Below are 7,335 nucleotides of genomic sequence, written 5' to 3' on the forward strand. Positions count from 1 at the left end.
CCTTGCCGTGCCCGAAATCGTGATTCTCGTCCGGGGGTTTCGCCGCGGCCCGCAACGCGAAGACCCCCACCACCGCGGCCACCAGGTTGACGCCCGACTCGAGCGCGTCGGACAGCAGGCCCACCGACCCGGTGATCCACGCCGCCCCGGCCTTGAGCGCCATCGTGGTCAGGGCGGTCGCGACCGAGAGGAGCATGCACCGCATGAGCAGGCGGTGCTGCCCGGGTTCGGTCACCGGTCAGTGCTCGACGAGCGCGAAACGACGACCTGTGATCTCGGTCGCGGTGATCTCCACGAAGTTGTACTTCGGTGTCGACACCCAGGGCGTCGGACCGAGTTCCTCCACCGCCTGAATCTCGTTGAAATGCGTGAGGATTCGTGCTCGACCGTGCACGACGACGCTCCAGGCGGTGCGATCGCCGACGACATCGGCCTCGAACGCGACCTCCGCGTGCACCGCCAGCTCCGACAGTTTGCTGCCTTCCCCGGACCGGAAGTACACCTTCCGGTCACCGACGACATAGTTCACCGGAAAGATGTCCGGACGGCCGTCTGCGGTCACCACGAGCCGGCCCACCTTCTCGGTTCGCAGCAGCTCCCAGCACTCGTCTTCCTCCAGAACGGTGACCGCGTCCGCATCCGACGGCTCGCTCATGGCTCCTCCGATCCTTCGACGATGTACCTGCCCGTCCAGCACATCACGAACAGCGCGGCCGTGCAGTGGAACGCCGGGCACGCCGGGCGATCCACCGATAGCGTGGGAGCCCATGACCGACGTCGTCGAATCGCCGTGGCACAGCCGGGCGCCCGTCGAGGTCGCCGCCGCGCTCGGGGTCGACCCGGCGACAGGACTGTCCGCCGTCGAGGTCGAACGGCGCAAGACCGAACACGGACCCAATCTGCTCGACGAGGCGCCGCGTGTTCCGGTGTGGCGCAAGGTGGCCGCGCTGCTCGCCGACCGGATGACCCTCGTGCTGGTGATCGCCGCGGTGGTCAGCGCGACCGTCTCCCGCGAATGGGAAACCCCGGTCGTGATCTTCGCGGTCATCGCGTTGAACACGGTCCTCAACTACGTGCAGGAGGCCCGCGCCGAGAACAGCCTGCAGGCACTGCGGCAGATGTCCGTCTCGACTGCGCAGGTCCGCCGCGGCGGACGGGAAGCCGACCTGCCGCGCGCCGACCTGGTCCCCGGGGACGTCGTGCTGCTCGAGGCCGGCGACACCGTCCCCGCAGACGGACGGCTCGTCACCGCCGTGCGCGTGCAGGTCGCCGAGGCCGCGCTCACCGGGGAATCGCATCCCGTCGACAAGGAGATCGACCCCGTCGCCGACCCGGCCGCGCCCCTCGGGGACCGCACCGACATGCTGTTCATGAACACGCAGGTCACCCGCGGGCGTGCCGAGATGATCGTCACCGCCACCGGCATGCACACCGAGATGGGGGCGATCGCCACCCTCCTCGGCACCGCCGGGGTGGAACAGACCCCGCTGCAACGCCGCATCGGCCAGCTCGCCGGAACGCTGACGATCGTCGCGCTGGTCACCGTCACCCTCGTCTTCGTGCTGGGCCTGCTGCGGGGCCAGTCCTGGTCGGATCTGCTCCTGACCGCCGTCTCCCTCGCGGTCGCCACGATCCCCGAAGGCCTGACCGCCGTGGTCGCCTTCACCCTCGCCATGGGTGCGTCCCGGCTCGCCGCGCGCGGCGCGATCGTCAAGCAACTGTCCGCGGTGGAGACCCTCGGCAGCACCACCCACATCGCCACCGACAAGACGGGCACGCTGACCCTCAACGAGATGACGGTGCAGCGGTTGCTCGTGCGCGGCCGCAGTTTCCGGGTGACCGGGAGCGGCTACGGCACCGACGGCAAGATCCTCGTCGGCGACGGCCTGCCCGCACCGGACATGACGGCCGCGCTGCTGGGCATGGCGCTGTGCAACGACGCGGCCGTCCACGACGGCGTCCTGGTCGGCGATCCCACCGAGGGCGCGCTGGTCGTGCTGGCGGAAAAGGGTGGCATCGACGTCGACGGGGCGCGGACTGCGTTGCCGCGGCTCGCTGAGGTGCCGTTCGACTCGGCCTACAAGTACATGGCCACCTTCCACTCGGTTCCCGAGGGCGGCTACCGCGTCTTCGTGAAGGGCGCGCCCGGTGTGCTGCTCGACCGGGCCACGACGATGCTCGGCGCCGGCGGCCCGGTGCCGCTCGACGAGGCCGACCACCACCGGATCAGGGCCGCGATCGACGACCTCGCCGGCGAGGGCCTGCGCACCCTCATGATCGCGGGCCGCGACCTGGACGCGGTGCCCCGCGGCGACGCCGACGCCCTGCAACGGTGCGTGGACGAACTGACCGTGTACGCGGTCGTCGGGATCGTCGATCCGCCGCGACCGGAGGCCAAGCACGCCATCGAGGTCGCGCACGGCGCCGGAATCGTCGTGCACATGATCACCGGCGACCACCTGGTGACGGCCACGGCGATCGCGCGGCAGCTGGGCATCCCCGGCAGCGCCGCGAGCGGAGCGGATCTCGACCGGCTCGACGACGCCGCCCTGCAGGACCGCGCGCCGGAGTTCGGGGTGCTGGCCCGGGTGGCGCCCGAGCACAAGATCCGGGTGGTCAAGGCCCTGCAGGCCCGCGGGGAGATCGTCGCGATGACCGGCGACGGTGTGAACGACGCGCCCGCCCTCGAGCAGGCCGACATCGGCGTGGCCATGGGGATCACCGGTACCGACGTGTCCAAGGGCGCCGCGAACATGATCCTCACGGACGACAACTTCGCGACCATCGTCGCCGCGGTCGCCGAGGGCCGGGGGATCTACGACAACATCGTCAAGTTCGTGAAGTTCCAGCTCACCACCGCGTGGGGGTTCGTGCTGATCTTCCTCGCGGCCGGGGCGCTGGGCCTGGCCGGGGGCGCGCCGTTCACCGCGCTGCAGATCCTGTGGGTGAACATCATCATGGACGGGCCGCCGGCCCTGTCGCTCGGCGTCGACCCGGCCGAGCCGGGCACGATGAAACGCCCGCCGCGAGCGGCCCACGAGGCACTGCTGAACGCGGCCCGGGTCCGGCGGATCCTGGGGCTGGGTGTCGTGATGGCCGCCGGCACGATCGCGGTGCTGTACTTCGCGCCCGATCTCTTCCCGGACAGCGCCGGTGACCCGCTGTTCGCGACGACCCTGGCGTTCACGACGTTCGTGTTCTTCCAGGTGTTCAACCTGTTCAACGTGCGGTCGAACCTGGGATCGGTCTTCTCGCTGCAGACGTTCACCAACCACAGCGTGTGGATCGCGATCGCCGCCGTGATCGTGCTGCAGGTCTGCGTGGTGCAGGCCGGGGTGCTGCAGGGATTCTTCGACACCACGTCGCTGACCCTGCCGCAGTGGGCGCTGGCCGTCGCGGTGGGTTCGGTCGTCCTGTGGGTCGACGAGGTCGGCAAAGCGGTGGCGAGAGGCGTGGCGCGCCGGCGCAGGGCCGGGGACCTCCGGCCGGTCGGTGTCCGGTGACTGGCACAATCGTCGGGTGAACGCCCCACGCAGTACCGACTCCGCAGTGCCGATTCCGCCCGACCCGTTCTTCACCGTCGGCGCCCGGCTGGACAACGGTCTGGGCCGCACCGGCACCATCCACACCCCGCACGGCGACATCCGCACGCCGGCGTTCGTCGGTGTCGGCACCAAGGCGACGGTCAAGGCGGTGCTGCCCGAGTCGATGAAGGATCTCGGCGCGCAGGCCCTGCTCGCCAACGCGTATCACCTGTACCTGCAGCCGGGACCGGAGATCGTCGACGAGGCCGGCGGGCTCGGCAAGTTCATGAACTGGGACGGCCCGACGTTCACCGACAGCGGCGGATTCCAGGTGATGTCCCTCGGCGTCGGATTCAAGAAGGTGCTGGCGATGGAGGCGGTCGGCGTGCAGTCCGACGACGTCATCGCCAAGGGCAAGGAACGGCTCGCGCACGTCGACGACGACGGCGTCACCTTCAAGTCGCACCTCGACGGCTCCCGGCACCGGTTCACCCCCGAGGTCTCGATGCGGATCCAGCATCAGCTCGGCGCCGACATCATGTTCGCGTTCGACGAGCTGACCACTCTGATGAACACGCGGCGCTACCAGGAGGAGTCGCTCGCGCGGACGCAGGCGTGGGCGGTGCGCTGCATCTCCGAGCACGAGAAGCTCACCGCCGAACGCGCTCACCGTCCGTACCAGGCGTTGTTCGGTGTGGTGCAGGGGGCGCAGTACGAGGATCTGCGGCGGCAGGCGTGCCGCGGCCTCGAATCGATCGTCGGCGAGTCCGGGCGCGGATTCGACGGATACGGCATCGGCGGGGCGCTCGAGAAGCAGAACCTCGGCACGATCGTGCGCTGGTGCACCGAGGAACTGCCCGCCCACAAACCCCGCCACATGCTCGGCATCAGCGAACCCGACGACATGTTCGTCGCGATCGAACACGGAGCCGACACCTTCGACTGCGTGAATCCGTCCCGGGTCGCCCGCAACGCGGCCATCTACCATCCGGACGGCCGGTTCAACATCAACACCAGCCGCTTCCGGCGGGACTTCACGCCCATCGACGAGAACTGCGACTGCTACACGTGCGCGAACTACACGCGCGCCTACATCCATCACCTGTTCAAGGCGAAGGAGATGCTGGCGTCGACGTTGTGCACGATCCACAACGAGCGGTTCACCGTGCGGCTCGTCGACGAGATCCGCGCGTCGATCGAGGGTGGTTATTTCGCCGAGTACAAGGCGGACACCCTCGGCCGGTTCTACGCGGGTGCCCGCCGGTAGTCAGACCGCCGAATAGGTCGGTTCGTGTTTCTTCACGTGCGCGATCACGCGGTACGTGATCGGCATGACGACGATCTCCACGAGCGTCTTCCACAGGAATCCGACGATCACGTAGTTGGTGAAGTCCGTCCACGTCGAGATACCGATCGCACCCGCGGCGATCGCGCAGAAGATCAGCGTGTCGGCGAACTCGCCGACCACCGTGGACCCGATCAGCCGGGCCCACAGGTACTTCTCCTTCGTGCGCTCCTTGATCCGCACCAGCACGTACGAGTTCAGCAACTGGCCGACGAGGTAACCGGAGAGACCGGCGAGCAGGATGCGCGGGACGACCCCGAGGACCGCGTCGAACGCCTCCTGGTTCTCGTAGAAGTCGGCGGGCGGCAGCAGGCCGGTGATCCAGAAGCACAGGGCGGCCAGGGCGACCGCGCCGAACCCGAACAGCACCGCGCGCCGGGTCGCCGCGAACCCGTACACCTCGCTCAGGACGTCGCCCAGGATGTAGGCGAGCGGGAACAGGAAGAAACCGCCGTCGGTCAGGATCGGCAGGATCTGCAGTGAGCCGACCGCGACGTCGGCGTCGCCGAAGAATGCGACGCCCTTCGTCGCGCAGATGTTGGAGATGATGAGCACCGTCGTGAACAATGCGACGATCCCCGGGTAGTAGCTGCGCGCCACGTGCGCGAACGCCGCATGATCGGTTGTGGCGACCGGGCCGGTGGCGGGATTCTTCGGGGTCGATGCATGCTCTGTCACCCGGCCATCCAAGCACTCGCGGCGCGACAACGCGAAGTACGGACAAAACGCCGCGGGCCCCGTCGGAGTGGACGGGGCCCGCGGTCGGGGTGGGACGGATCAGGACTTGACGACCTGCGTGCCGCCCGCGAACTTGTCGTGGAAGCCCTGCTTGGTCGGGCTCTGCTCGATGGTGACTGCGACGCCGATGTACGCGGCGAGCGAAGCGATGTTGAACAGCCAGCCGAGGATCGGAATCCAGGTCAGCGCCTGCAGTCCCAGGTAGGCGTTGCGCTTCGCGGCCTCTTCGAGCGTGGGGAGCCCGCCGTTCGGGCCGGTCACCGACAGGCCGAGCACCTTCTTGCCCACCGTCGCGCCCTTCGTGGACTCGAAGTACGTCGCGTAGCCGAGCATCGCGACGCCGGAGAGCAGGCCGACCACCGCGGTCAGGAAGAAGACGTCGGCGATGGCGACGATCGCGGTGAGGATCGCGAACGGGACACCCACGATCAGTGCGTCGATGACGCGCGCGCCCAGTCGCGGGAGCAGCTCGCCCGGCTGACCGGCACCCGGGCCGGAGGCAGGCTGCGGTGCGCCGAACTGCGGAGCGCCGAACTGGGGGGCGCCGTACTGCTGGCCGGGCTGCTGCGGGGCACCGTACTGCTGGTTGCCGTACTGCTGGTTACCGAACTGCGGGGCCTGCTGGTCGCCGTACTGCGGCGCACCGTACTGGGGGCCGGCGGGCGGGGCGGTGTACTGCGGCGTCGAGGTCTGGCCACCGTACTGCTGACCGCCGTACTGCTGACCGCCGTACTGCGGGGCGCCGTACTGCGGGCCACCGACCGGTGCACCGTACTGCGGGGGATTCTGCTGGGGCGGCTCGTAGCCCGAGGTGATCGGGTTCGGGAAGTGCGTGGTGTAGTCGGCCGGTTGCCCGGATGCCTGCGGTCCGCCGTACTGAGGTGCGGGGTATGCCCCCGAACTGTGTGGATCGGACTGAGGCGGATATCCCCCGGTGGTCATGTCTCTCCCTTGTCGTCGGGCGTGCGGATGCTGCACGGTACATCGCCCGTGCAGCACTCGTCGATATGGTCGAAATGTCCGCACGCTGCCCGATCAGGGTGCCACAGGACCCCCAATGGTCACTCGGTACGCATAGGTCGAGGCGATGAGCGTCACGGGAACACTGACGAACAGACCCAGCCCGCACAGCAGTGCGCCGACGATGTTGAGTCCCACCACGGCCAGCGCAAGCAACAGCAAGGTCCCCACGTTGGAGGAGATCGCTTGGATGCTGGACTTGATCGCGGTGATCGCATCCTGGTTCTTGTCGATGACGAACGGCAGCGTCCACCAGGTCAGGAACATGACGATCAGGCCGGGAATGATCAGGAGCACGAACCCGATGACCGTCGCGAGGCCGACGAGCACGCCCGCGATGATCACCGCGGCGACGTTGGTGAACTGGAAGAACGAGCCGAACGCAGGCTTGTTGCCGTCGATCTCGTGCAGCGCACCGCGGACGTACGCGGCCTGGATGAGGTAACCGACGATCGCGCTCACGATCGTGCCGATCGCGCGCCACAGCGTGAAGTCACCGTCGGTGTTGAAACCGCCGAAGATGAGGTTGATCACACCCTGGATGACGAGGGCCACGATCATGAAACCGATCCACACCCCGGCGTTCGCGCTGAACTTCGACCATCCGTACGAGATCGCGTCGCCCACGCTCAGCTGCGTCGGGACGGGGGAGTAGCCGGGAGACTGCGACGAGAAGTTCCCCGGCGGGGGCGGGTAGTTACCCGGGGG

General features: G+C 68.5%; 7 protein-coding genes. 2 read left to right on the forward strand and 5 right to left on the reverse strand.

Translation table 11 applies throughout. From position 1 onward, the window contains the following. Both I0Q12_RS12010 and I0Q12_RS12015 read right to left on the reverse strand, forming a co-directional pair. On the reverse strand, positions 1–205 hold a 205-nt coding region (locus I0Q12_RS12010; protein WP_197252143.1), incomplete at its 3' end, for a cation diffusion facilitator family transporter. Positions 206–238: 33 nt separating this feature from the next. Next, positions 239–655: a pyridoxamine 5'-phosphate oxidase family protein gene (locus I0Q12_RS12015; protein WP_197252132.1), complete on the reverse strand. Its 417-nt coding sequence runs from the start codon at positions 653–655 to the stop codon at positions 239–241. 112 nt (positions 656–767) lie between these two features. On the opposite strand from I0Q12_RS12015, the gene I0Q12_RS12020 reads away from it, so the two are divergent. Both I0Q12_RS12020 and tgt read left to right on the forward strand, forming a co-directional pair. Next, positions 768–3,503 carry a calcium-translocating P-type ATPase, PMCA-type gene (locus tag I0Q12_RS12020; protein WP_197252133.1) on the forward strand — a complete coding sequence of 912 codons (2,736 nt, stop codon included), beginning with the start codon at positions 768–770 and terminating at the stop codon, positions 3,501–3,503. A gap of 16 nt (positions 3,504–3,519) precedes the next feature. Further along, entirely contained in the window at positions 3,520–4,791 is a 1,272-nt protein-coding gene (gene tgt, locus I0Q12_RS12025; protein WP_197252134.1) for a tRNA guanosine(34) transglycosylase Tgt, read from the forward strand. Here tgt and I0Q12_RS12030 read toward each other — a convergent pair whose 3' ends face one another. The 3 genes from I0Q12_RS12030 to I0Q12_RS12040 all read right to left on the reverse strand — a co-directional run. Next, entirely contained in the window at positions 4,792–5,547 is a 756-nt protein-coding gene (locus tag I0Q12_RS12030) for a queuosine precursor transporter (protein ID WP_197252135.1), read from the reverse strand. 99 nt (positions 5,548–5,646) lie between these two features. Beyond that, on the reverse strand, positions 5,647–6,549 hold the full coding sequence (locus I0Q12_RS12035; RefSeq protein ID WP_197252136.1) for an RDD family protein: 903 nt from the start codon (positions 6,547–6,549) through the stop codon (positions 5,647–5,649). A 93-nt stretch (positions 6,550–6,642) separates the two neighbouring features. Further along, the coding region (locus I0Q12_RS12040; protein WP_231610478.1) for a hypothetical protein at positions 6,643–7,335 on the reverse strand (693 nt) is incomplete at its 5' end.

It is taken from the genome of Rhodococcus sp. CX (assembly GCF_015865005.1).
Taxonomy (GTDB): Bacteria; Actinomycetota; Actinomycetes; order Mycobacteriales; family Mycobacteriaceae; genus Rhodococcus.

What these genes read in the sequence shown, in the direction of transcription:
- I0Q12_RS12035 (WP_197252136.1), bottom strand. Translation starts at nt 6,549, where the DNA reads ATGACCACCGGGGGATATCCGCCTCAGTCCGATCCACACAGTTCGGGG.
- I0Q12_RS12020 (WP_197252133.1), top strand. Translation starts at nt 768, where the DNA reads ATGACCGACGTCGTCGAATCGCCGTGGCACAGCCGGGCGCCCGTCGAG.
- I0Q12_RS12015 (WP_197252132.1), bottom strand. Translation starts at nt 655, where the DNA reads ATGAGCGAGCCGTCGGATGCGGACGCGGTCACCGTTCTGGAGGAAGAC.